This is a genomic window from Streptomyces sp. NPDC008150 (assembly GCF_042956945.1).
In the GTDB taxonomy this organism is placed as follows: Bacteria; Actinomycetota; Actinomycetes; order Streptomycetales; family Streptomycetaceae; genus Streptomyces.
The window spans coordinates 38,900-63,088 of sequence record NZ_JBIBHJ010000022.1; the positions used below are offsets into that span (position 1 = coordinate 38,900).

Sequence of the window (24,189 nt, forward strand, 5' to 3'; positions counted from 1 at the left end):
GAGGGGAGGGTGGCCGTGCGGCTCTAGGGGTGCTGTCCGGGGCCGGTGACCTGGGGGCGGATGGGGGTCGGGGAGAGCGCGGTGTCCTCCTCCCCCGGTTCCAGCAGGGTGGCCGCCGCGCCGACGATGAGGGGGTCGGGTTCACCGACGACGTCCGGGTCCTTGGCCGTGTAGTCGACGCGGCTCAGGAGGCTGCGCATGGCTTCGAGCCTGGCCCTGCGCTTGTCGTTGCTCTTGACCACGGTCCAGGGGGCGTGGTGGGTGTCGGTGGCGCGGAACATGTCGACCTTGGCCGCGGTGTAGTCGTCCCAGCGGTCCAGGGAGTCGATGTCGGTCGCGGAGAGCTTCCACTGGCGGACGGGGTCGACCTGCCGGATCGCGAACCGGGTGCGCTGCTCGGTCCGGGACACCGAGAACCAGAACTTCACCAGGACGATGCCGTCGTCGACGAGCATCTGCTCGAACGTCGGGCACTGCCGCAGGAAGAGGCGGTACTCGTCCTCGGAGCAGAAGCCCATGACGCGCTCGACGCCGGCGCGGTTGTACCAGGAGCGGTCGAAGAAGACGATCTCGCCCGGCGCCGGAAGGTGTTCCACGTACCGCTGGAAGTACCACTGGCCGCGCTCGCGCTCGGTGGGCTTGTCCAGCGCCACGATGTGCGCACCACGGGGGTTGAGCCGCTCGGTGAACCGCTGGATGGTGCCGCCCTTGCCCGCCGCGTCGCGCCCTTCGCAGACCACGACCACCCGCGCGCCGGTCTCGCGGACCCAGCGCTGCATCTTCAGCAGTTCGATCTGCAGGACCCGCTTGCGGCGCTCGTACCGCTTGCGCCTGACCCTGTCCTTGTACGGGTAGTTCTCGCGCCAGGTGCTGATGGGCTGCCCCGACATGTCCAGCAGTATCGGCTGCTCCGGCCTCGACTCGTCCACCGTCAGGCCGTCGAGCAGGCTGCTCTCCACTTCGTCGCGGTCCATCGCGCACCTTTCCGCCGGTCCCACACGCGGGTCGTACGGCCCACCCGCGTCACGCTCGCGGTCCGGGGCCGGACCTCCCGGTACCCGTTCGCCGTCCGCTCATGGCCACGCACCGCCTGCCACCGCCGGACACGGCGCACTGTTCATCCTCCCGCCTCGCGCCGTTCCCCGCCGCCGCAGAGGGGCGGATCCGGCCGCCCGCCGCGCCACGCCCTCTGGTCAACCGTGCCCGGTACGGGTTTGGATGGCGGCCATGACGAAGCAGAGGTCGCGCGGCAGGCGCCGGGCACGTGCCCTGCGGCGGCGGGCGGGCGCACCCAGGCGGCGGTCGGACGGGCCGGCGGCGGAACCCGTCCGCCGGAGGCGTTCGCGGCGCGGGCTCGTCGTGTTCTGGGCGGTGTCGGTCCTCGGCTGGGCCGGGCTGGTCGCCTGGCCGGCGAGTGCCGGGGAATGGATGCTCACCTGGATCGCCGCGCTGGCCGCCCCCGCGGTGATCGCGTTCGCCTACGCCTGTGTGTACCCGGACGTCCGGGGGACGCAGAGCGATCCGTTCGGCGGCACGTGGGGCGACTGACGCCGCACCGGCGGCCGGGCCGGGCTTCCGGCAGGCTGCCTTGATCGGGTGAACCCGTGTGCGAACGCCGGGTCCGAAGCGGCCGTCTCCGTGACACACCGGGGGACGAATGGCACATTTCTCCGGTGATCAATCATTTGGGACAAGGGGAAAATATCCCCGCCTCGCCTCTCGCACCACGCGCCGCAGCCCTCCACTCCCACCCCCGGGACGAGGTGGGCGAGGGTGTCGACCTGCCGCAGCAGGCGACCGCTCCGCGCTGCGCCACGGTCGCGGTGATCGGTCTGGGCTACGTGGGCCTGCCCACCGCACTGTCGCTGCACGCGGCGGGCCACACGGTGGTCGGCGTCGACGTGAGCGGGCGCAGACTCGCGGACGTCTCCGAGCTGCGGGTGGACCTCGCGCCCGCGCAGCGGGAGCTGCTGGTCACGGCGCTCGGCCGCGAGGACTTCCGGCTCTCCCGCGACCCCGCCGAGGTGGCGGACGCCGACGCCGTGATCATCTGTGTGCCGACGCCGGTGGACCGCCACCACGTGCCCGACCTGACCGCGCTGTCGGCGGCGTGCGCCTCGGCCGTCGAGCACGCCCGGCCGGGCCAACTGCTCGTGCTCACCTCGACCAGTTACGTCGGCACCACGCGTGACCTGCTGGTCGGCCCCCTGAGCGAGCGGGGCCTGGAGGCCGACACCGACGTGTTCGTGGCGTTCGCCCCCGAGCGCATCGACCCGGGCAACCCCGCGCACTCCCCCGACCGCACCCCCCGGGTGGTCGGCGGCGCCGGACCGCGCAGCACGCAGCTTGCCGCGTCGCTGCTGGCGGGCACCGCCCCGTCGATCCACCGGGTGGACAGCCCGGAGACGGCGGAGATGAGCAAACTGTGGGAGAACACCTTCCGGGCGGTGAACATCGCGCTCGCCAACGAACTCGCCGACGCGTGCGTGGAGTTGACGCTCGATCCGCGTGAGGTCGTCGAGGCGGCGGCCACCAAGCCGTACGGTTTCCTGCCGTTCTATCCCGGTCCGGGCGTCGGCGGTCACTGCATCCCGTGCGATCCGCACTACCTGCTGTGGCAGTTGAAGGCCCTGCGGTCCGCGGCCCCCCTGGTCGACTCGGCCATGTCCGCCATCGCCGCGCGGCCGGGTGCCGTGGTCCGCCGCGCCCGTGAGGCGCTGGCCGAGCGGGGCGTCACTCCGGCCGGGGCCCGGGTCCTGGTGCTCGGGGTCGCCTACAAGCCCGCCGTGGCCGACGTCCGGGAGAGCCCGGCCCTGGAGATCATCGACGGCCTCTCGGCGCTGGGCGCCGACGTCGCCTACAGCGACCCGCTGGTTCCCGAACTCGACCGCGCCGGGGCCGTCCGCCGCAGCCTGGCCGCGCCCGAGGACCACGACTGGGACCTGATCCTGGTGCACACCGACCATCCCGGCACGGACCTGTCCTGGCTTTCGGACCGGCCCGGCGTGCTGGAACTGACCCACCGCAGGCCGGCCGCCGCGGGGGCCGCGTGAGCACGGAGACCCGCGCACCGGACAACGCCCGCCTGCTGCCCGCACAGAGCAGCCGCACGACGCCGCCCACCGCGCTCCGGCTGCGCCTGGGGCGGCTCGGCGTGCCCGACCGGCTGCCCCCGGGCGTCCGGCGCGGTGTCGTCCGGGTGTGGGTGCTGCTGTGCCTGATGCCGCTGCTGCTGCTCCTGGCCCGCCAGACGGTCCGGCTGCCGCAGGAGATCTCGCTGCCCGTCCTGTACGGCGTGGTCGTCCTGGCCGGCAGTACCGCCATGCTGTACGTCGCCTACACCCGCTACGACGACCCCGCCGAACGCGAACTGCGCTCCCGCCCCGGCCCGGACGAGGACTTCCCCGCCCTGCCGGAGCACCCCCGGGTCAGCTTCCTGCTCGCCGTCCACGACGAGGCCGACCGCATCGAGGACTGCGTACGGTCCATGACGTCGGGGGACCACCCGGACACCCAGGTCATCGTGGTGGACGACTGCTCGACGGACGGCACCACGGAGATCCTGCGCCGCCTGGCGCGCGAACTCGACGTCACCGTCGTCGAGTTGGCGCGCAACGTCGGCAAGAAGCACGCCCTGGTCGAGGCCTGTGCGCGGGCCGACGGGGACGTCCTCGTCTTCACGGACTCGGACTGCGTCCTCGCGCCCGACGCCGTCGGCCGGTGCGTGACCGCCCTGGTACGGCACCCCGAACTCGGGGCGGTCAGCGGTCACTGCCGCGCGCTCAACGCCGGATCGAGCCTGCTCGCCCGCGTCCAGGACACCTGGTACGAGGGCCAGTTCAGGATCGCCAAGGCCGCCGAGGCGTCCTTCGGTTCGGTCACCTGCGTGTCGGGACCATTGGCCGCGTTCCGCCGCGACGCCGTCTACAACTACCTGCCCGCGTGGGCGGAGGACCGGTTCATGGGCGCGCCGTTCCGCTTCGCCACAGACCGGCAGCTCACCGGGTACGTGCTGGGGCAGTACTGGCGCGGCAGGGACCTCAAGCGCGCCCACCACGACTCGCCGTTCGTCGCGGGGCACGACTACCCGGAGCGCCGCTGGCGGGTGGGATACGTCAGATCGGCGCACGTGTGGACCGAAGTCCCGGCCGGCTGGCGGCCGTTCCTCAAGCAGCAGATCCGCTGGAAGAAGAGCTTCGTGCGCAACCTGTTCTTCACCGGCTCCTTCATGTGGCGGCGCGGCCCCGGTCCCGCGGCCCTCTACTACGGGCACGCCCTGTGGGTCGCGGCCGCGCCCGTGATGGCGGTACGGCACCTGCTGTGGGCGCCGTTGAGCGGCCTGGGCACGCTGACGCTGCTCTACCTGGCCGGTGTCGTGCTCAAGGGCTGCGTGTGGGGGCTGGCGTACCGGGCCGACCATCCCGGCGACGTCCGGTGGCGCTACCGGCCGCTCATGAGTCTGCTGTCGTCCACCGTCCTGGCGTGGCTGCTGCCGTACTCACTGCTGACCGTCCGCCGGGGCGTCTGGTCCAGGGGGACGCGATGAGGACACGGCTGCGGAACACGGGCCGAGCGGTGTTCGCCGGCCTCGTCCTGTGCGCGGTCCTCGCGCTGTACCTGCTCGTGCTGACCCGGGGAAGGCCACTGTGAACACCCCTTCGAAGGGCTCCCGCCCCGCCCGCCTGGCGCTCGCCGCCGTGGCCGCCGGTCTGTTCTGTCTGCCGTTCGCCGCGGCCTGGGAGTACCAGCACTACCGGCAGGCCGTGGAGCGTCAGGCCACCGCCGCGACGGGCGGCCCCGGCGCGGACGGCAAGGAGGCGGCCGGTCTCGCGCGCCGCGTGTCGTCCCGGCTGCCGGACCGGGCCGCGCCCGTGGTGCTCGCGTACCACGACGTGCGGCCCGGCGAGGGGGGCCGCTACACGGTGACCCCGGCGCGCTTCGACGCGCAGCTCACCGCGCTGCGGGCCGCCGGGTACAGGACCCTGAGCACCGCGCAGTTCGTGCGCGCCCTGCACGGCGGGGCGGTCCCCGGACGGTCGGTGTACCTGACGTTCGACGACGGCGCACAAGGTCTGTGGCGGTACGCCGACCCCGTTCTCGCGAAGCACGGAATGCGGGGCGCGGCCTATCTGATCACCGGCAACGTCCGCCGCCGGCACGGCTATTACCTGTCCTGGGACGAGGTGCGCCGGATGGCGCGCTCGGGGCGCTGGGACTTCCAGGACCACACCCACCGCACCCACCGGCGGCAGGCCGTCGACGCGGCCGGGCGGCCCGGTTCGGCGCTCGCCTCGCGGCTGTGGCTGCCGGACCTGCGGCGCACCGAGACCCCCGCCGAGTACCGGCGGCGCGTGGCGGCGGACCTGGACCGTTCCATCGCCGAGTTCACCGCGCACGGGCTGCCCCGGCCCGCCCTGTTCGCCTATCCGTTCTCGGAGTCCGCGGGCAGCAGGGAGCTGCGGGCGGGCGGCTCGTCCCTGGAGGCGCTGCTGCGGGCACGCTTCACGGCCTCGCTGACGAACGTGAGCTCCCGCCCGCTGCCCACCGGCCCGAGGGCGGCGGCGGCCCACCAGGTCGAACGGCTGGAGGTCGGCGCCCGCACCACGGTGGCGGACCTCATGGAACGCCTGGCCGACTGCACCCCGGTCGCGCCGGGCGCCGACCCGGCCCCGCTGAAGACCCCGGCCCGCTGGCGCTTCCCGACGAACCTGCCGGGCGCGGGCGTCGGCGTCCTCACCGGCAGGGGCCCGTACCCCCGCCCCCATCGCTACGTGTCGGGGGCGTTCCGCCCCGTCGGGTCCGCCGACTGGACCGCCTACACCGTCGACGCGAGCGTGCGCGGGCTGCACGGCACGCACGCGAGCATCGCCGTGACCACCCGGTACGCGAGTCTGCGCCCCCTGACGGCGTCCGTCAGCCGGGGCTGGCTCCAGGTGAACGAACAGCGCGACGGCCGGGTGCGCACCGTCGCCCAGCACCGGCTTCGGGCCGCCTCCGCCCACCGGCTGCGGATCACGGTCTCGCCCACGTCCACCGTCGTGCGGGTCGACGGCGGCGACGTGTTCACCCTGCGCCTCTTCGGCCGCCCGGCGGGCGAGGTGAGCGGCGGCATCGGTGCCGGACTGACCAACGGCGGCTCGGGCGAGTGGCCGTCCTTCGCGAAACTCGACGTGCGGGCGGTGGACGGCGGATGACGGCGGACGAGGGGCGGGTACGGAGCGCTCGCGGGCGGACCGGGGCGACGACGACGCGGCGCGCGCTCGTCACCGCGGCGCTCACCGCCGGTCTCACGGTCCCGTGGGGTGGCCTGTTCGGCGCCTCCCGGCCCGAGCGGCGCGTCGCGAGGAACGGCCGCGCGGGGAGCCCGGCGGACCCGGCCCCCTCCGGCCCGGACCTCGCCGGCCCGGACCCCTCCGTCGCGGCCACCCCGGCCGCGACGGCCTCCGGTACTTCGCCCTCGGGTCAGACGCCGCTGCTCTTCCGGGCGCGCTTCCCGGGCGGCGACGGCCTGGTCACCAACGAGTACGCCTACCGGCACCCCGACGCCGCGGACGCCCGGGTCGACCCCGACTGGTCGGTGACCAGCGGGTCCCTGTTCGCCCGGTGGACGTTCGGCTGGACGGGCGCCCCCGACGGCGCGGCCCCGGGTCCGACGTCCGTCCCGCACACCGGGTCGGCCGTCTTCCGGCTGGTCACCCGGCGCCGCGACTTCGGGGACACGACGGTGAGCCTGCGGGCACTGGTCGAACCGCCGGTCGCCACCACGCGCACCCCCGCTGTCGACTGGGACGGCGGCCATCTCTGGCTGCGCTACCACAGCGCGCAGGAGTTGTACGCGGTCAGCTTCCGCAGGCGCGACGGTCTGGTGGTGGTCAAACGCAAGCTGCCGCCGCCGGATTCGACGCCCGGGGCCGCCGGTGTCTACACGACCCTGGCGACGGCACACCACCCGGTCGCCTACGGCTCCTGGCACCGCGTGTCGGCCTCCGCGACGAACACGGCACCGGGGTCGGTCCGGTTGCGGCTGACGCTCGACGGAAGCACGGTGCTCGACGTCGAGGACCACTCCCCCGGCACCCTCGTGGCACCGGGAGGCGTGGGCCTGCGTGCCGACAACAGCGCGGTCGTCTTCTCCCACTTCGACGCGCGGCCGGTGCGGGAGGCGGCCCCGCTCCCGGCGGCCGACGCGACACCGACACCGACACCGACAGGGGCGGCGGTTGCCACCAACTCACCGGCCGCCGACGCCTCTTGACCGGCCGGGCGACCGGCAGTGCGGGGCATTCCCGCCCGGGGGTTCTGCGAGTGAACGAAGTGACGTACGGCGAAAAGGAGTTGGGTGAAGGGAGGGCCGTTGATAGCGTGCCGCGAGCCGTGACGTCGTACGAGGAGGTGAGACCCGTGAACGCTGTATCGACATGGGTGCACCCCCTTTCTCCCACGGTCCGCGACTGACTCCGACGTCGCCGGGAGCGCCCCCACCGCAAGGCACTCCCGAAGGGCAACACATCATGAGTTCCGCACACTTCACCGCCGAGACGTCGGCGGACGGCGTCGTCGAGCGCGACTTCACCGTGGCCGGCGTTCCCGGTGCGCTCTGGTCACCGGCGGCCTCCTCCGGACGCGCACCCCTGGTACTGATGGGGCACGGCGGCGGCAATCACAAGAAGTCCCCCGCTGTTCGCGGCCGCGCGCGGCTCCTCGTGGCCGACGGCGGATTCCACGTCGCGTGCCTCGACGCACCCGGCCACGGCGACCGGCCCCGCACCGACCACGACGAACGGGAGATCGGCGTCATGCAACGGGCCATGGCGGACGGCGATCCCGTCGGCCCGGTCGTCGTGCGCTACAACGCCCACCTCGCCGAGCGCGCCGTGCCGGAGTGGCGAGCGGCGCTGGACGCCCTCCAGGAACTCCCGGAGATCGGCCCCGGCGGCCCCGTCGGCTACTTCGGGCTGAACATGGGGACGGCGATCGGGGTCCCGCTCGTGGCGGCCGATCCCCGGATCACCGCCGCGGTCTTCGGTCTCTTCTGGGGCGACAGCCTCGCGGAGACCGCCCAACGGGTCACCGTGCCGGTCGAGTTCACACTCCAGTGGAACGACCAGCACATTCCGCGCGCGTCCGGTCTGGCCCTCTTCGACGCATTCGCCTCGAAGGAGAAGACCCTGCACGCCAACGCGGGCAGCCACAAGGAGCTGCCGCGGTTCGAGGCCGCGAGCGCGGTCCGCTTCTTCGTCCGGCATCTCGGCGGAGCCGCGCCGCGGACGTGACGACGGCCCGGGGCCGGCCCCACGTCGGGTGCCGGTGTGCGGACCGCGCCGGTCCGCACACCGGTCTCCCGCCGGCCGCCGGGTCAGCTGTTCGCGTACGGGGCGGTCTCCCGGCCCTCGGCCGTGGTCCGCGTGTCCTGCCGGTCGGCCTCCGGCGCCGAGGTGCGGCGGGCCGGCCGCAGGAGCAGCGCGACGACGACGGCGGCCAGGGCCGCGGTCACCGCACCCCCGAGGAAGGCGAACCGCATGCCGTCGAGGAAGGCGTCCCGTGCCTGTTCGGCGACGGGGCCGCCGATGGCGTGGGCGGCGCCCAGCGACGACCGGGCGGCCTCGGCGACGGGGGCCGGGACATGCGTGAGGTGGAGGTTGTCGCGGTAGGTGGCGCTGAGCATGCTGCCGAGGACGGCGATGCCGAGGGCGCCGCCGAGTTCGCGGGACAGGTCGTTCACGGCCGACCCGACGTTCTGGAGGGCGCTGGGCAGGGCGTCGGTGATCGCCGTGGTCCCCGGGGTCATCGCGAGGCCCATGCCCGCGCCGAGCGGCACCAGCCCGGCGACGATCAGCCAGAACGAGCTGTCGGCGTCGAGGCGGGACAGCACGACCATCGCCGCGGTGACGGCCACCAGGCCGACGGTCCACGGTGCGCGGTTGCCGAACCTGCTCACCAGGCGCGGCGAGAGCCGGGAGGCCGGTCCCAGCGTCGCCGCCATCGGGATCATGGTGGTCGCGGCGACCAACGCGCTGTCGCCGCGCGCCAGTTGGAGGTACTGCATCATCACGAAGATGAAGCCGAAGAACACGAAGAACTGAAGCGTGATGGACAGCGAGCCCGCCGCGAACTGCCGGTTGCGGAACAGCCGCGGGTCGAGCAGCGGGTGCGCACGGCGCAGCTCGTAGCCGACGAAGCCAGCCAGCACCACCAGGCCGAGGGCGATGCCGCCGAGGGTGAGGGGGTCGGCCCAGCCGCGGGTCGGCGCCTCGATGACGGAGTAGACCAGCGCCACCAGACCCACGACGGCGATCAGCGCTCCGCCGACGTCCAGCCGGGGCCGTTCCTTCGCCGCCGACTCGGGGACGAAACGCAGGGTCCCCGCGAGGGCCACGACGGACAGGACCACGTTGAACCAGAACACCGACTGCCAGGACCACTGTTCGAGGAGCAGCCCGGTGACGAAGACGCCCACGATGGCGGAGGCGCCCGCGACGGCCGCCCAGACGCTCACCGCACGGGCCCGCTGCTCGCGCGGGAACGTGGTGGTGATCGTCGACAGGGTGGCCGGCATGACGAGCGCTGCGCCCAGGCCGAGGACGCCGCGCAGCACGATGAGCGCACTGGGGCTGGTGGTGAAGGCCGCCGCGACGGAGGCCCCGCCGAAGACGGTGAGGCCGGTGATCAGGGCCCTGCGGCGGCCGAACCGGTCGCCCAGCGCACCGGCGGGCAGCAGCAGGGACGCGAAGACGAGGCTGTAGGCGTCGATGATCCAGGACAGGTCGGTCTGGGTGGCGTGCGTCTGCCGGGCGAGGTCGGGAAGGGCCACGTTGAGGGAGGCCATGGCCGCCACCACGGCGCCGAGCGCCAGGCACGTGACGGCGAGAACACTGCGGTGACGCGGTTCGGGCGGAGCGGCCTTGACGGCGGGCGAGGACATCGGTTCCTTCTTCCACTGGGGCTTCCACCGGGACTCTCACCCGGCTTCGGTCGGGCGGGCGGTCTGCCCGACGGCCAACGCCAGGGTCGCCCTCGGAACCCCCGCGTCGCCAGGCCGATGAATTCTGCGCGGGCGCGTCCGTCGGCGGCCCCACCGTGGCAACCTCCGCTCGCATGTGCCTCGGAGCTGCGACGAAGCACGTCACCGTGGATGACATCGGATCCGCCGGACCTCGCAAGAACCACGAATTACCGCCACCGGACGCGATGCGATGAATTCCCCCCGCCCTCACCCTCGCGCTCGTCCTCTCCCTCGCCCCCGTCCGCCGTGGTCGAACCCCTTCCGGACGGCCGGCGCCCTACCCTCACCGTGTGACGAAAGACGGTTCCGCACGAGGGCGCCGGCCGGGCCGCCCCGAGACGCGCCAGGCGATCCTGGCCGCCGCACGCCGGCGCTTCCTGGCCGACGGCTACCGCTCGGTGACCATGCGGTCGATCGCCGCCGAGGCGGACGTCGATCTGGCCCTGCTCAGCTACTACTTCGGCTCCAAGAAGGGCCTGTTCGGAGCGGCCCTCGCCCTGCCCGCCAACCCCGCAGAGCTGCTGGCCGCACTGCTGGACAGCAAGGTCGAACGCGACGCGTTCCCCGAGCGGGCCCTGCGGCAGGTCATGTCGGCGTGGGAGGCGCCCGAGTCCGGCGCCGCACTGGACACCATGCTGCGCGGCGCCTTCCACGACGAGTCGATCGCGGCCCTGGTCAGAGAGGGAGTGGAGCGCGAACTCGTGGACCGGCTCGCGGAATTCGCGGGCGGCCCCGACGCGCACCGCCGCGCGGTGGCCTTCTCCTCGGTGCTGGCCGGCCTCATCACCACCCGCTACCTGTTGCGCCTCGAACCCGTGGCCTCCATGGGGCGCGAAGAGCTGCTCCGCGTGTTCACCCCACAGTTGCGTCTGGCGCTGGGCCTGCCGCCGCACCGGCGCGCGGAGGGTGACCGGCGCCCCCGTGGCCGATGACACCCGGCGTCGGCGGCGGTGTCGCGCATCCCAAGTTACCTGTGGGGCGCGGGAGTTGGCGCCCCCCTCTCAAGCGCTGCCAACTCCCCCTGCGACGAATGCGGTTGCGCCGAGGCCCTGTGTCCCGGACCATCCGGTCCCGTGACGTCGCCCGAGAACACAGCCCCTGACTCTGCACCTGCCCCAGCCCCTGCCCCTGCCCCGTCCGCCGGCAACTCCCCTCCCGGCGGCCCCCGTCCGGTCGCGCTGGTGACCGGTGTCGGCCGCACGGCGGGCATCGGGGCCGCCGTCGCCCGTCAACTCGCCCTGTCGGGCTGGGACATCGCCTTCACGTACTGGAACCCCTATGACCGGCGCATGGAGTGGGGCGCCGAGCCGGGGGCGACGGACGCGATCGCTGCCCGGCTCGGGCAGGCGGGTGCGGCGAGCGTGTCGGTGGAGGCCGACCTCGCGGACATCCGCACGCCCGAACGCGTCTTCGACGAGACCGCTCGGCGGCTCGGCACGGTCACGGCCCTGGTGATGTGCCACTGCGAGTCGGTCGACTCCGGCCTGCTCGACACCACGGTCGAGAGCTTCGACCGGCACTTCGCGGTGAACGCCCGGGGAACCTGGCTCCTGATCCGTGAGTTCGGCCGCCGCTTCGACGGCGCCCGCGGCACGGGCCGTATCGTCGCCCTCACCAGCGACCACACCGTGGGCAACCTCCCCTACGGCGCGAGCAAGGGTGCCCTGGACCGCATCACGCTGGCCGCCGCGCAGGAACTGGCCCACCTCGGGGTCACCGCCAATGTGGTCAACCCCGGCCCGGTGGACACCGGTTGGATGACGAGGGAGGTGCGCGACGCCGTGCGCGCGCGGACCGCCCTCGACCGGCTCGGCACCCCGCAGGACACCGCACACCTCATCGGCTTCCTCTGCTCGCCCGAGGGCCAGTGGATCAACGGTCAGCTTCTGGGGAGCAACGGCGGGCTCACCTGACGGACACCGCGACACGCCAAGGACGCGTTCCCGCCCCCGTACGCGCGTACGCTCGCCGGCATGCCGACCGACTACTTCGCAGACGACCCCCGTTCCCAGCTGGAGCGCATGATGGCGGGCGACCTGTACATCGCGGACGATCCCGAGATCGCACGGCGCCAGCAGGAGGCCGTACGCCTCGCCTCCCGCTACCAGACCGCCTACGCCGAGGAACCCGACGCGGCGCGGCCCCTGCTGGCCCAACTCCTCGGCTTCCTGGGCGAGGAGGCGTACGTGAGGCCGCCGCTGTACGTCGACTACGGCAGCAACATCAGCATCGGGGCGCGCACCTTCGTCAACTACGGACTGACCGCGCTGGACGTCGCGGCCATCACCGTCGGCGAGGACTGCCAGTTCGGCCCGCATGTGCAACTCCTCACGCCCACGCACCCGTTGGAGCCGCAGCCTCGGCGCGACAAGCTGGAGGCGGCGAGGCCGATCACCATCGGCGACAACGTGTGGCTGGGCGGCGGCGCGATCGTCCTGCCGGGGGTGACCATCGGGGACGACTCCGTGGTCGGCGCGGGTGCGGTCGTCACCAAGGACGTCCCGGCGGGTGTCTTGGTGGTCGGCAACCCGGCCCGCCAGGTCCGCACGCTCTGAGCGCCGCAGGCGGGCGGGAGGCGTCCGGGGGCGCGCACCGGACGCGACCGGACGGATGTCCTGCGGTGTTCGTGGCGTAGGACGCGGTCACCCGGTTACCCGGTGCCCATGGCGAAACTGCATCTTCCAGGGGGAAAGCGTCACAGCACCGGCGAGGGGACCGAGCCGGACGAACCCGGCCCGGGTCCCGAGGTCGAGGAGGCGGCACCGGACACCCCGGCGCAACTGCCGCCCCGGGCCTGGGGCGCCGTGCTCAAGGGCTCGCTCCGCGAGTTCCAGGAGGACGAACTGGCCGACCGCGCCGCGGCATTGACGTACTACGGGGTGCTGTCGCTGTTCCCCGCGCTGCTGGTGCTGGTGTCGCTGCTGGGCATCACCGGCAAGTCGGCCACGGACAAGGTGCTGTCCAACATCCAGAAACTGGCGCCCGGATCGGCCCGGGACATCATCACGCGCGCGGTGGAGCAGCTCCAGAACAATTCGGGCACCGGCTCGGTCATGGCGATCGTCGGCATCGTCCTCGCGGTGTGGTCGGCGTCCGGATACGTGGCCGCGTTCATCCGCGCCGCGAACGCCGTCTACGACATGCCCGAGGGCCGGCCGGTCTGGAAGGTGCTGCCGGTCCGCGTCGGCGTGACCGTCGTCCTCATGCTGATCGCGGTGGCCAGCGCGCTGATCGTGGTGTTCAGCGGCGGTCTGGCCCGCCAGGCCGGCGGGGCGCTGGGCTTCGGCGACACCGCGCTCACGGCGTGGTCGATCGCCAAGTGGCCGGTGCTCATCGTGCTGGTCACCGTGATGATCGCCATCCTGTACTGGGCGACGCCGAACGCCAAGGTGAAGGGGTTCCGCTGGATCACGCCGGGCAGCTTCCTGGCGCTGCTGATCTGGCTCGCCGCGTCCGCCGGCTTCGCGTTCTACGTCGCCAACTTCGCTTCGTACAACAAGACCTACGGGACGATGGCGGGCGTCATCGTGTTCCTCGTCTGGCTGTGGATCAGCAACCTCGCCGTCCTGCTCGGCCTGGAGTTCGACGCCGAGGCGGTGCGCCAGCGGGCCATCGCGGGCGGACTGCCGGCCGGGGCGGAGCCGTACACGCAGCCGCGCGACACCCGCAAGTGGAGCGAAGCGGACCACCGCCGCCTTGACGAGGTGTGACCCGGCGGCACGGCGCGAGCACCACGTGTGACAGGTGAGGGTGCGCGGGAGGGCCTGGAAAGGTCGCGGGAACGGCCGGGAACAGGGGCCTCCCGCCACTCTCAACCTATAGCGCACCGGGGGGCTTGCGGCAAGGCCCCCGCGATGCCGGAGAATCGCTGGTCAGAACCAGCATCTGCGGAATCGGGAGATCCATTCAGTGCGAGCGTTGCCGTCCGAGCACGAAGAGCGGGGTCGCTGACGTGAACCCCTCCACCACCAGTGCGTTCGATCTTCCCGACCGTCTCGCGGCCAAGGCCGACCCGGCCCTCGTCGCCCGCGACGAGCGGCACTTCGCCGCCGTCGCGGAGAGCCTCGACGCCTCGATCGCCGAGGTGTCCGACCGGCTCGCCGCCGAACTGCGCGGGCCCGGCGGCGTCGGCCGGGAGGCCATGGACCGCGACGCCGAGGTCCACCGGCTGGCCGGACGCCTGCGCGCACTGCGCCGCTTCGGCCTCGACCTCTGCCTCGGCCACATCGTCGGCGCGGACGACGACGAACCCCTGTACATCGGGCGCCTCGGGCTCACCGACAGCACGGGCCGGCGGCTGCTGATCGACTGGCGCTCCCCCGCGGCCGAACCGTTCTTCGCCGCGACCCACGCCCACCCGATGGGACTGGCGAGCCGCCGCAGGTACCGGTGGACGGGCGGCCGGATCAGCGACTACTGGGACGAGGTGTTCACCGCCGAGGGCCTCGACGGGCACGCCGCGCTGGACGACCACTCGGCCTTCGTGGCGAGCCTGGGCGCCGACCGGTCGGCCCGGATGCGGGACGTGCTGGGCACCATCCAGGCCGACCAGGACGCGATCGTCCGGGCCGGTTCGCGGGGCGCCCTCGTCGTCGACGGCGGCCCCGGCACCGGCAAGACCGTCGTCGCCCTGCACCGCTCCGCGTACCTGCTCTACGCGGATCCCCGGCTGGGCCACCGCAGGGGCGGCGTCCTGTTCGTCGGGCCGCACCAGCCCTACCTGAACTACGTGGCCGACGTGCTGCCCAGCCTCGGCGAGGAGGGCGTGCGCACCTGCACCCTGCGGGACCTGGTCGTCGAGGGTGCCTCGGCGACCACGGAGACGGACCCGGAGGTGGCCCGTCTCAAGTCCTCCGCGGACCTGGTCAAGGCGATCGAGACGGCCGTCAGGTTCTACGAGGAGCCGCCCGCCCAGGGCATGAAGGTCACCACGCCCTGGACCGACGTGTGGCTGAGCGCGGAGGACTGGGCGGAGGCCTTCGAGGCGCCCGAGCCGGGCACCCCGCACAACGAGGCCCGCGACCAGATCTGGGAGGAGCTGCTCACGACCCTGCTCGAACGGCAGGACGGCGACGTGCCGCCCGACCAGTTCCGCAGGGCGCTGCGCGGCGACAACGAACTCGTCAGGACCCTCAACCGGGCGTGGCCCCTGCTGGAGGCCGCCGACCTCGTCGGCGACCTCTGGACCGTGCCCGCCTACCTGCGCAAATGTGCCCCGTGGCTCGGCCCCGACGCCGTACGGCTGCTCCAGCGCGAACAGCCGCAGGCGTGGACGGTGTCCGACCTGCCGCTCCTGGACGCGGCGCGGCAGCGCCTCGGCGACCCCGAGGTGTCCCGGCGCAAGCGGCGGCACGACGCCACGGTCGCGGCCGAGCGCACGCGCATGGCGGGTGTCATCGACAGCCTGGTGGCGGCCGACCCGGACGGCGAGGGCGCGGTGACGATGCTGCTCGGGCAGGACCTCCAGGAGAGCCTGGTCGACGAGAGCGCGCTGCCGGTCGCCGACCCGGAGCCGCTGGCGGGACCGTTCGCCCACGTCGTGGTGGACGAGGCCCAGGAACTGACCGACGCGCAGTGGCAGATGCTGCTGCTGCGCTGTCCCTCGCGGAGTTTCACCATCGTCGGGGACCGCGCGCAGGCCCGTCACGGGTTCACCGAGTCGTGGGAGGAACGGCTGCGCAGGGTCGGGCTCGGGCGGGTCGAAGTGGCCTCCCTGAGCATCAACTACCGCACGCCGGAAGAGGTCATGAAGGAGGCCGAGCCGGTCATCCGCGCCGTGCTGCCGGACGCCAACGTGCCGACCTCCATCCGCGGCGGGGGCCTGCCCGTCGTCCACGGCTCCGTCGCGGACCGGGACGCGATCCTCGACGACTGGCTCGCCACGCACGCGGACGGTGTCGCCTGCGTCATCGGCGATCCGACGTTCCGGGGCACCTCCCGCATCCGGTCGCTCACGCCGGAGCTGTCGAAGGGGCTGGAGTTCGACCTGGTCGTCCTCGTCGACCCGGAGGCATTCGGGCAGGGCGTGGAGGGCGCGGTGGACCGCTACGTCGCGATGACCAGGGCGACACAGCGACTCGTGATCCTCACCGGGTCCTGACCGCGGACGGCGACGGACGGCGACGGGCCGCGGCGGGCGGGGCGGCGGGAGGCGGGAGTTCGCGCCGCCCTCCGCCGCCCCACCCGCCGCGGCACGCACCGCCACCGCGCCCCACCTGGGCGGATCGGCCGCTTCCTGTCACGAGGCTGAGAGAAACCGGCTTTTCTGAACATCTCCTGTGAAGTCACCAAAATTGTTGACGATCCCGTCGACGGGCTTTTACGTTCGCTGGTGCAACCGATGCGGCAGTGAACTGCCACGGCGAGGAGACAGACACGTGAGGCACAGGGCAGTGAAGCGAAGGACCGTCGTCATGGGTATCGGCGTGACCGCCGGTGCCGTGGCGGTGGGCGGCGTCGCCACGAACGCCAGTGCGTCGGAACGCGGCGCCTCGGACTCCTCGGGGGCGGCGGACTCCCTCGTCTTCGACCCGGACGACTTCACCGAGGTCACGGAGAGCATCGCCGACGCCGCGGGCGACAAGCACACCGTCGTCTACCGCTTCTACAAGCCGCGCGACTACGTCACCAACCCCTCGGACAGCACTCACCAGAGCCTCGTCGTGAGCGTCCCCGTGAAGATCGACGGAAAGGCCGTGGACGCGAGCCGCGCTCCCGTCGTCTTCGCCAACTCCGTCGGCGCCTACATGCCGTCGTCCGTCGCCAAGGCCACCGGCGTGGGGCAGAACGAGCTGGAGATGACCGGGATGGCCGCGCCGGGCGGGGCACCCGGCGGCGCGCCGGCCGGCGGCACCTCGGCGGGCGGCCCGTCCGGCGGTACGGGGGCCGTCAACGGCATGGTCAACCTCGCGAAGCTGGCGGTCGTGGCCGGGTACGTGGCCGTCGAGCCCGGCGCCCGCGGTCGCAGCCTCACCGACTCCTCCGGGGCCTACTACGGGACGGCGCCGGCGGCCATCGTCGACCTGAAGGCCGCGGTGCGGTACGTGCGGTTCAACCGGGGCCGCATACCCGGTGACACCGACCGCATCGTGTCCACCGGCACCAGCGCGGGCGGTGCGCTGTCCGCGCTGCTGGGCGCGTCCGGCGACAGCCCCCTCTACGACCGGTACCTGGAGGAGGCCGGCGCCGCACCCGCGAGTGACGCCGTCTTCGCGACCGCGACGTGGTGCCCGATCACCGACCTCGAACACGCCGACGGGGCCTACGAGTGGATCTGGGGCACCAACGCCACGCAGAGCACCGGCAAGACCGTCGACCAGACCGTGTCGAAGGCGCTCCGCACCCAGTTCGCGGAGTACCAGGCGGGCCTCCGGCTGCGCGGCCTCGACGGCTACGGCCCGCTGACGGCGCGCAACTACGACGACTACCTGCTGCGGACGTACTTCCAGCCTTCCGCGACCAAGTACCTCGCCGCCCTGTCGGAGACCGACCGCGCCGCGTACCTGAAGAAGAACACGTTCATCACCTGGTCCGGCGGCCGGGCGACGTTCGCGTGGGAAGACTTCCTCACCCACGTGGGAGCGCGGAAGAAGACGGCGCCCGCCTTCGACGCGTTCGACCTTTCCGCGGGCGAGAACAACGAGTTCGGCGAGGACACGACCAAGGCCCGCCACTTCACCGCCTACAGCCTCGCGAACGACACGACCGGCGTCACCGGCAAGCGGCTCGCGAGCGACATCCCCGAGCTGCTCCGCCTCATGAACCCCATGCACCACATCGAGGAGCGCAACCGGAACCGCTCCCGTCACTGGTGGATCCGGCTCGGCACCAGCGACAGCGACACCTCCCCCACGGTCTCCGCGAACCTCGCCGCGGCCCTCGACAACCTGGGCGACGACGTCAACCACGAGTACTACTGGGACCAGGGCCACGCGACGAACGTCGACCCCGGGGACTTCATCTCGTGGGTGGCCAGGGTGTGCGGGTACCGGAAGCGGTAGCGGACGTACTGACCGCGGGCCCGGGGGGCGGCCGGAGCCCCTCCCGGGGGCGGCAGGGGGCGCGGGTTCGGCCGGTTGTCGGTGGCGTCTGCCAGTCTGGGCGCGCCTCGACTTCCTCCGTACCCGACTCGGACCGCCCGGGAGGCGTTCACCGATGACCGACGCACCAGCACCGCGGCACTACTCCCTCCGGTGGGAGGACGGCTCCCGTCCCGAGCCCCCGGCCACGGGGGACGAACGCGAGACGCTGACCGCCGTCCTCGACTGGCACCGCAGGACCTTCGAGCTCAAGTGCGCGGGCCTGTCGCCCGAACAGCTCGCCGAGCGCGCGGTTCCGCCGTCGGCGCTCTCCCTGCACGGCCTGGTGCGCCACCTCGCCGGGTGCGAACGCTGGTGGTTCCGCATCCAGTTCGCGGGCGAGGACGTGCCCCTCCTCCACTACTCGGACGACGACCCCGACCAGGACTTCGAGGGCCTCGACGGCGACGTGGCCGAGGACTTCGACGTCTGGCGGACGGAATGCGAGGCGTCACGACGGGTCACGGCGGAAGCGGCCTCGCTCGACGCGACGGGAATCCGCAGACGGGACGGCGAGCCGATCTCGCTGCGCAGGATCCTGGTGGACACGATCGCCGAGTACGCCCGGCACAACGGCCACGCCGACCTCCTGCGCGAACGCATCGACGGCGCCGTGGGCAGCTGAGCGGAAGCGCCCGACCCACGGACGGCCACCGGGACTTCCGCCGGGCTCCGGCCCGCAACCCCCCGGGAGCCGTGTCCCCGACGCATCGTCGCCCGGCACCCGGGACAACGGGCGCCGCAGTTCAGGGAGTCGTGACCCCGTCCACGAGCGGACGGCACACCGGCTGGGCCCCCTCCGGGAGTTCGTCCGGCCGGCACCAGCGGGCCTCCAGGATCTCGGCGGGGTCGATCCGCAGCTCCCCGCCCAACAGCCGCGCTTCGAAGGCCACTTCGAGGCGCGTACGGAAACCGCTGTTCAGCAGGACGAGGTCGCCCACCTCGACGTCGAGGCCGGTCTCCTCCTTGACCTCGCGAACCACCGTGTGCCGGAAGTCCTCGCCCTTACGGGCGAACCCGCTCGGCAGTCCCCACTGGCGGCCGGGCGGCCACATGCGGTGGCGCAGCATCAGCACCCGGCCCTCGTCGTCGCGCACGACTCCGGTGACGCCCACCACGAACTTCGCGTTGAGACACCACATCACGCGGTTCTGGAACGGGCGCAGGGCACGCCACAAACGGGCGAGGAGTCGTGACACGGGTGCTCCGGAACGGCGTGGGGGCGGGCGGTTGTCCGCTTCGGACGGTACCCCGCCGCGCGCACGGCACGACAGGCGAGGTGGACAAGGGCCCTGATCACCGGACGGAGAGGGAGCAAACGCGCCTCGGCGAACCGGATTTCACGCTCGCGCGGACGGGGGGGACCGCCGGTGCGCCGGCCCGGTGCGGACCCCGTCGGCTCCTCCGGTGAGATCGCCACGCGATATCCGGCCCAGCCGGGGTAGGCGGCCAGTCACACGGCCGAACCGGCCGTACGCCCGGCCCTCGGAGGAACAGCATGCTCGCACTCACGTCCCGGCGGCTGCGCCGTACCGCGCAGCGGGTTTTCGGCTGGCAGCGGCTGCGGCCGGCCCAACTCGACGCCATGAAGGGCGTGATGAAGGGGCGGGACGTCCTCGCGGTGATGCCGACCGGCGCGGGGAAGTCCGCGGTGTACCAGGTGCCGGCGGTGCTGCTGGGCGGGCCGGTCGTGGTCGTGTCACCGTTGATCGCCCTTCAGCGCGACCAGATGCAGAGCCTGCTCGACTCCGGCGGACTGCGTGCCGCCGCGATCAACTCGGCGCAGAAGCGCAGCGACAACGAGACGGCGTGGGCCCGGATCAGCGCGTCCTCGGTGGACGTGGTGTTCCTGGCTCCCGAGCAGCTCGCCAAGCCCGACGTCGCCGAGCGGCTCGCCGCGGTGCGGCCCCGGCTGCTCGTGGTGGACGAGGCGCACTGCGTCTCGTCCTGGGGCCACGACTTCCGTCCGGACTACCTGCGGCTGCGCCACGCGCGCGAGCGGCTCGGCAATCCGCCGGTGCTGGCGCTGACGGCGAACGCGGCTGCCCCGGTGCGCCGGGACATCGCCGAACGCCTGGGCATGACCGACCCGTTGGAGGTGGTGTCCGGCTTCGACCGGCCCAACATCCACCTCGACGTGACCGCCTTCCAGGAGGAGGCCGCCAAGGAGCGTTTCGTCGTGGAGCGCGCGGCCGTGGAGGAGAAGCCCGGCATCGTGTACGCGGCGACCCGGCGGGCCGCGGACAAGTACGCCAAGGAACTCGCCGAACTCGGCCTGGCAGCCGCGAGTTACCACGCGGGCAGGCCGGCCGCCGAACGCGGGGAGACCCAGGACCGTTTCCGGGACGGCGAGTTGGACGTGGTCGTGGCCACCTCCGCGTTCGGCATGGGCATCGACAAGGCCGACGTGCGGTTCGTGCTGCACGCCTCGGTGCCGGGCTCCCTGGACGCCTACTACCAGGAGATCGGCCGGGCGGGCCGCGACGGGGCACCGGCCCGCGCGATCCTCGCGTACCGGTCCAAGGACCTCGGGCTCCAGCGGTACTTCGCCGCCGGGTCGCCGGACGCCGACGCGCTGCGGCGGGTCGCCGAACGGCTGCGGGCCGAGGGAGCGGCCATGGGGGCGACCCGGCTGCGGGAGGCCTGCGACCTCAGCGCGACCGGGCTGTCCGCGGTGCTGAACCTCCTGGAGGAGACCGGCGCGGTCACCACGGGGCGCAACGGCACCCGCTGGACCGGCCTGACGGACGACGAGAAGGGCGGCACCCCGGCCGGCACGGCGAAGAGCACGGCCGAGGACGACGTCGAAGCCGTCGTGCAGCGCGCGCTGGCCGTCGACGCCACGCACCGCAAGCTCGAACAGTCGCGCGTGGACATGATGCGCGGCTACGCCGAGACGTCCGACTGCCGGCGCCGTTTCCTGCTCGGCTACTTCGGCGAGACCGTCCCCGTCCCGTGCGGCGCCTGCGGAAACTGCTCGGGCCCGGCGCCCGGGGCCGGCCACGACCTGCGCGAGGAGCGCGGCGGTGCGGGGCGGCGCCGGTCGCGCGGCGAAGGAAGGACGACGGCCGCGGGCGTGCCGGCCGACACCCGCCGCAGCGCGCGCCTCCGGCTCCGCGGCGGTGCAGCGCCGCGCTCCGCCGCCGACGGTCCCGGCACGGGCGCCTCCTCCGCCGGGCGGCCCGCCGCGACCGCGGCGCCGGCCCACCCCTACCTGCCGGGCGTCCGCGTGCGTCACGGTCAGTGGGGCGAGGGCGAGGTCATGAGCGAGGGCGACGGCAAGGTCACGGTGCTGTTCTCCACGGTCGGATACCGCACCCTGTCGCTCGCCGTGGTGACGGACCGTCACCTGCTGGACACCATGCCGTGAGCGGGAGTTGACACGTGTTGGCCAGGTGGCCCGTGAGGGGCGGGACGCCCCTGCGGACCGTGGTTCCGTGTACCGCCCAGGCGTATTGAATCGGCCGATGATCGGCTTTATAGTCGGCGTGCCCACATCAGCCCGACCCGCCCCCGCCCTCCTCCCTTCGTCCCCTCCACCCCCCACCACCCGCTACCCGCAGGCCCGCCCGCGCCCCTCGGTGCGGCCGGTCCCATCAGCGTTGAGGTGGATCGATGACGACCCGGACCCACACCCGTGGCCCGCGCAGTTCGGCCGCACTGCTGGAATCGGCGGTACTGGCCTGTTTCGACGGCGCCAGGTCGCTGCACCGCGCGGAGATCGCCGAGCGGACCGGGCTCTCCCGGACCGTGGTGACCTCGCTGCTGAAGGAGTTGGTCGGGCGCGGCACGCTGTCGGTCGCCCCGGGGTCACGGGACCGGAGCCCGGGGCGACCCGCGTTCACGTACCAGCTCAGTTCGGTCGTCGCGCCCGTCGCCCTGGTGCGGCTGGGCCCGGCCACCACCTCGCTGGTCCTGGCGGACGCGGCCGGGCCGCGGTCGGCGGACAGCGTCGCCGCGCTGCCGACGTCGCCCGGCACCTGGGACCGGGCGGTGCTCGACTTCCTGCGACGGGCGCGCGGCGGCGGGTCCCCGGGGGTGCGGCAGGTCGTGATCGCCGCGCCGTTCCCGGTGACGGAGGACGGGCCGCCCGTCCTGCCCTCCGACGGTCCGCTCGCGCGGCGGCTCACCGCGCAGTTCGACGCCGTGGCGTCCGCGCACGAGCGCCTGAGCCGGTGGCTCGCCGAGCCGGTGACCCTGGTCAACGACGCGCAGTTGGCGGCGCTCGGCGAGGCCGTCTTCGGTGCCGCGGCGGGCACCCGGGCCAGCGTGCACCTGAGCGTGCGTCATGGCATCGGGTCCGGACTCGTCTTCGACGGGCGGCTGTTCAGCGGACCGGGCGGCACGGCGGGCGAGATCGCGCACGTGCAGATCGACGCCGACGGGCCCGACTGCCTGTGCGGTGGGCGGGGTTGCCTCGCCACCCAGCTCGCGGGAAAGGACGCCGACCTCGTCCTGTCGGAGCTGTACGGCAGGGCGCTGACCGGCCGCGAGGCGGACGAACTGGTCGCGGCGGGCGACCCGGTGGCCCTGCGCTTCTACCAGGACGCCGGGCGCAAGGCCGCCCGCGCGCTGTCCGGCCTGGTCACGGTGCTCACCCCGGACGCCATCGTCATCGACGCCCAACTCGGCCCGGCTCACGTGCCGTTCACGACCTCCCTCGCCGACGGCCTCGGCGAGCACTGTCCGCCGGGGCAGATCCAGCACCTTCGGCTGGTGCGCGGCCGTCTCGCCGACGCGCAGGCCTACGGGGCCGTCGCACTCCAACTGGGCTCCGCGAACTGAGGGTTCGGGGCATCGCACCCCCGCCGCGAACGGTTCAGTCCAGCACCAGCGTCGCCGCGAGGACCGCCGCTCCGACCAGTTCGGCGTCGGCGCCGAGACGGGCGGGCACGATGTCCATGGACGCGGCGATGGCCGGCTGGGCGTTGCGCTGCACCGTCGCGGTGACGCCCTCCAGCAACGGGCTGCCGGTGGAGCCCAGTTCGCCGCCGATCACGAGCGCGGCGGGGTTGAGCAGGTTGCTCAGCACGGACAGCACCTCGCCCAGGACGTGGCCGGCGTCGTTCAGGATCCGCCGGCTGGTGGGGTCGTCCAAGTCCTCCAGGCGGACCGCGTCGGCGCGCATGCTGGGGTGGGTGTGGGCGATCTGCGCCTTGATCGACTCCACGGAGACGACCGCCTCCAGACAGCCCCGCTTGCCGCACCGGCACAGGTCGGTGTAGCCGGGCAGGGGGGTGTGGCCGATCTCCCCGGCGAAGCCGAGTGATCCCCGGTAGGGCTCGCCGCCGAGGACCATGCCCGCCCCGATCCCGTGGGACGCCTTGACGTACAGGAAGTCCGCGTAGCCGCAGCCGGCGCCGCGGTGCAGTTCCCCGTACGCGCCGAGCACGGCGTCGTTCTCGACGTGGACGGGGAGCCCCAGCCGGTGTTCGAGTTCGCAGGCGGGGGCGAGACCGACCCAGCTGGAGAGGATGGTGGGCGAACGTACCAGGCCGGAGACCGAGTCGAGCGGCCCGGGGATGCCCGCGACCACGACGGATATGTCGTCGACGCCGCTGTCCCGGCCGAGCGTGCCGAGCATGTCGGCGGCCAGGTCCATGGCCTGGCGCGCCTCCAGGTCGACGTCCAGTTCGGCCCGTTGGCGGGCGACGATGTTCCCCGAGGCGTCGATGACGGCAGCCTGGACGTGCGTGTGGCCGAAGTCGAGTGCCGCGCAGTTGCGGCCCGCGGAGACGCAGCGCAGCAGGCCGGCCGGACGTCCGCTGCCCGTCCCCGGTCCCTTCGCGGTCGGGTCGGCCTCGGTCACGCGCTCGTCGGCGATCAAGCGGGAGACCGCGTGGTTCACGGTGCTGCGGGACAGTCCGGTGGCCTCCACGAGATAGGCACGCGTGACGGCCCCGCCGCCCTGGATGGCGCGGAAGATCTCCTCCCGGGTCCGGTTGCGGGGCGAGGAACGATCAGCGGCCACGTCCATCAGCACATGATAGGCAACTCACTTCATTGCGCCAGTCATTGGCCAAATCTTTAAGTCCGGATAACACAAAACCCTGAGTGGCGTTTTGTTTTTGGTTATTGACGGTTCAAAAGGCGGTTCATACATTCCTC

Annotated in this window: 19 protein-coding genes; 15 read left to right on the forward strand and 4 right to left on the reverse strand. The window is 73.0% G+C overall.

Features of this window, described 5'->3' with window-relative positions:
• Positions 1 to 23 precede the first annotated feature (23 nt).
• Positions 24 to 974 (reverse strand): polyphosphate kinase 2, encoded by a 951-nt coding sequence (gene ppk2, locus ACFZA0_RS35335; protein ID WP_391024603.1) that lies wholly within the window; start codon positions 972 to 974, stop codon positions 24 to 26.
• 253 nt (positions 975 to 1,227) lie between these two features.
• Between ppk2 and ACFZA0_RS35340 the strand changes: the two genes are divergently transcribed.
• From ACFZA0_RS35340 to ACFZA0_RS35365, 6 genes are all read left to right on the forward strand, one after another.
• Positions 1,228 to 1,548 carry a hypothetical protein gene (locus tag ACFZA0_RS35340; protein WP_391024605.1) on the forward strand — a complete coding sequence of 107 codons (321 nt, stop codon included), beginning with the start codon at positions 1,228 to 1,230 and terminating at the stop codon, positions 1,546 to 1,548.
• A 215-nt stretch (positions 1,549 to 1,763) separates the two neighbouring features.
• Positions 1,764 to 3,053, forward strand: a complete 1,290-nt coding sequence (locus tag ACFZA0_RS35345) for a nucleotide sugar dehydrogenase (protein ID WP_391024607.1) — start codon at positions 1,764 to 1,766, stop codon at positions 3,051 to 3,053.
• Positions 3,050 to 4,546 carry a glycosyltransferase gene (locus tag ACFZA0_RS35350; RefSeq protein ID WP_391024608.1) on the forward strand — a complete coding sequence of 499 codons (1,497 nt, stop codon included), beginning with the start codon at positions 3,050 to 3,052 and terminating at the stop codon, positions 4,544 to 4,546. Before ACFZA0_RS35345 ends, ACFZA0_RS35350 begins: the two co-directional genes overlap by 4 nt.
• Before the next feature lie 100 nt (positions 4,547 to 4,646).
• Complete coding sequence (locus ACFZA0_RS35355; protein ID WP_391024610.1) at positions 4,647 to 6,194, forward strand: polysaccharide deacetylase family protein; 1,548 nt, start codon at positions 4,647 to 4,649, stop codon at positions 6,192 to 6,194.
• Positions 6,191 to 7,255 carry a hypothetical protein gene (locus ACFZA0_RS35360; protein ID WP_391024612.1) on the forward strand — a complete coding sequence of 355 codons (1,065 nt, stop codon included), beginning with the start codon at positions 6,191 to 6,193 and terminating at the stop codon, positions 7,253 to 7,255. The genes ACFZA0_RS35355 and ACFZA0_RS35360 overlap by 4 nt, the downstream gene beginning before the upstream one ends.
• 256 nt (positions 7,256 to 7,511) lie before the next feature.
• The gene (locus ACFZA0_RS35365; protein ID WP_391024614.1) at positions 7,512 to 8,273 is read left to right on the forward strand and encodes an alpha/beta hydrolase; all 762 of its coding nucleotides are present in this window, start codon (positions 7,512 to 7,514) and stop codon (positions 8,271 to 8,273) included.
• Between the two features lie 83 nt (positions 8,274 to 8,356).
• On the opposite strand, the gene ACFZA0_RS35370 is transcribed toward ACFZA0_RS35365, so the two are convergent.
• Positions 8,357 to 9,922: an MFS transporter gene (locus ACFZA0_RS35370; protein WP_391024616.1), complete on the reverse strand. Its 1,566-nt coding sequence runs from the start codon at positions 9,920 to 9,922 to the stop codon at positions 8,357 to 8,359.
• A 371-nt stretch (positions 9,923 to 10,293) separates the two neighbouring features.
• Between ACFZA0_RS35370 and ACFZA0_RS35375 the strand changes: the two genes are divergently transcribed.
• The 7 genes from ACFZA0_RS35375 (at position 10,294) to ACFZA0_RS35405 (ending at position 18,706) form a co-directional block, all read left to right on the forward strand.
• Complete coding sequence (locus tag ACFZA0_RS35375) at positions 10,294 to 10,935, forward strand: TetR family transcriptional regulator (RefSeq protein WP_391024618.1); 642 nt, start codon at positions 10,294 to 10,296, stop codon at positions 10,933 to 10,935.
• Between the two features lie 246 nt (positions 10,936 to 11,181).
• Positions 11,182 to 11,916 (forward strand): SDR family oxidoreductase, encoded by a 735-nt coding sequence (locus ACFZA0_RS35380; protein WP_391024696.1) that lies wholly within the window; start codon positions 11,182 to 11,184, stop codon positions 11,914 to 11,916.
• Positions 11,917 to 11,976: 60 nt separating this feature from the next.
• Positions 11,977 to 12,558, forward strand: coding sequence for a DapH/DapD/GlmU-related protein (locus ACFZA0_RS35385; protein WP_391024620.1), 582 nt, complete (start codon positions 11,977 to 11,979; stop codon positions 12,556 to 12,558).
• A gap of 108 nt (positions 12,559 to 12,666) precedes the next feature.
• On the forward strand, positions 12,667 to 13,713 hold the full coding sequence (locus tag ACFZA0_RS35390) for a YhjD/YihY/BrkB family envelope integrity protein (protein ID WP_391024621.1): 1,047 nt from the start codon (positions 12,667 to 12,669) through the stop codon (positions 13,711 to 13,713).
• 242 nt (positions 13,714 to 13,955) lie between these two features.
• Complete coding sequence (gene helR / locus ACFZA0_RS35395) at positions 13,956 to 16,103, forward strand: RNA polymerase recycling motor ATPase HelR (protein ID WP_391024622.1); 2,148 nt, start codon at positions 13,956 to 13,958, stop codon at positions 16,101 to 16,103.
• Between the two features lie 313 nt (positions 16,104 to 16,416).
• Positions 16,417 to 18,003, forward strand: coding sequence for a subtype B tannase (locus ACFZA0_RS35400; protein ID WP_391024624.1), 1,587 nt, complete (start codon positions 16,417 to 16,419; stop codon positions 18,001 to 18,003).
• A 154-nt stretch (positions 18,004 to 18,157) separates the two neighbouring features.
• Positions 18,158 to 18,706, forward strand: coding sequence for a DUF664 domain-containing protein (locus tag ACFZA0_RS35405; RefSeq protein ID WP_391024626.1), 549 nt, complete (start codon positions 18,158 to 18,160; stop codon positions 18,704 to 18,706).
• Between the two features lie 121 nt (positions 18,707 to 18,827).
• Here ACFZA0_RS35405 and ACFZA0_RS35410 read toward each other — a convergent pair whose 3' ends face one another.
• Positions 18,828 to 19,280 carry an NUDIX domain-containing protein gene (locus ACFZA0_RS35410; protein WP_391024628.1) on the reverse strand — a complete coding sequence of 151 codons (453 nt, stop codon included), beginning with the start codon at positions 19,278 to 19,280 and terminating at the stop codon, positions 18,828 to 18,830.
• Between the two features lie 299 nt (positions 19,281 to 19,579).
• Here ACFZA0_RS35410 and ACFZA0_RS35415 point away from each other — a divergent pair, with 299 nt between their 5' ends.
• Together ACFZA0_RS35415 and ACFZA0_RS35420 are read left to right on the forward strand one after the other, a co-directional pair.
• Entirely contained in the window at positions 19,580 to 21,451 is a 1,872-nt protein-coding gene (locus ACFZA0_RS35415; RefSeq protein WP_391024630.1) for a RecQ family ATP-dependent DNA helicase, read from the forward strand.
• A gap of 245 nt (positions 21,452 to 21,696) precedes the next feature.
• On the forward strand, positions 21,697 to 22,866 hold the full coding sequence (locus ACFZA0_RS35420) for an ROK family protein (RefSeq protein ID WP_391024632.1): 1,170 nt from the start codon (positions 21,697 to 21,699) through the stop codon (positions 22,864 to 22,866).
• A gap of 34 nt (positions 22,867 to 22,900) precedes the next feature.
• On the opposite strand, the gene ACFZA0_RS35425 is transcribed toward ACFZA0_RS35420, so the two are convergent.
• Positions 22,901 to 24,058 carry an ROK family protein gene (locus ACFZA0_RS35425; RefSeq protein ID WP_391024634.1) on the reverse strand — a complete coding sequence of 386 codons (1,158 nt, stop codon included), beginning with the start codon at positions 24,056 to 24,058 and terminating at the stop codon, positions 22,901 to 22,903.
• Between the last annotated feature and the right edge of the window lie 131 nt (positions 24,059 to 24,189).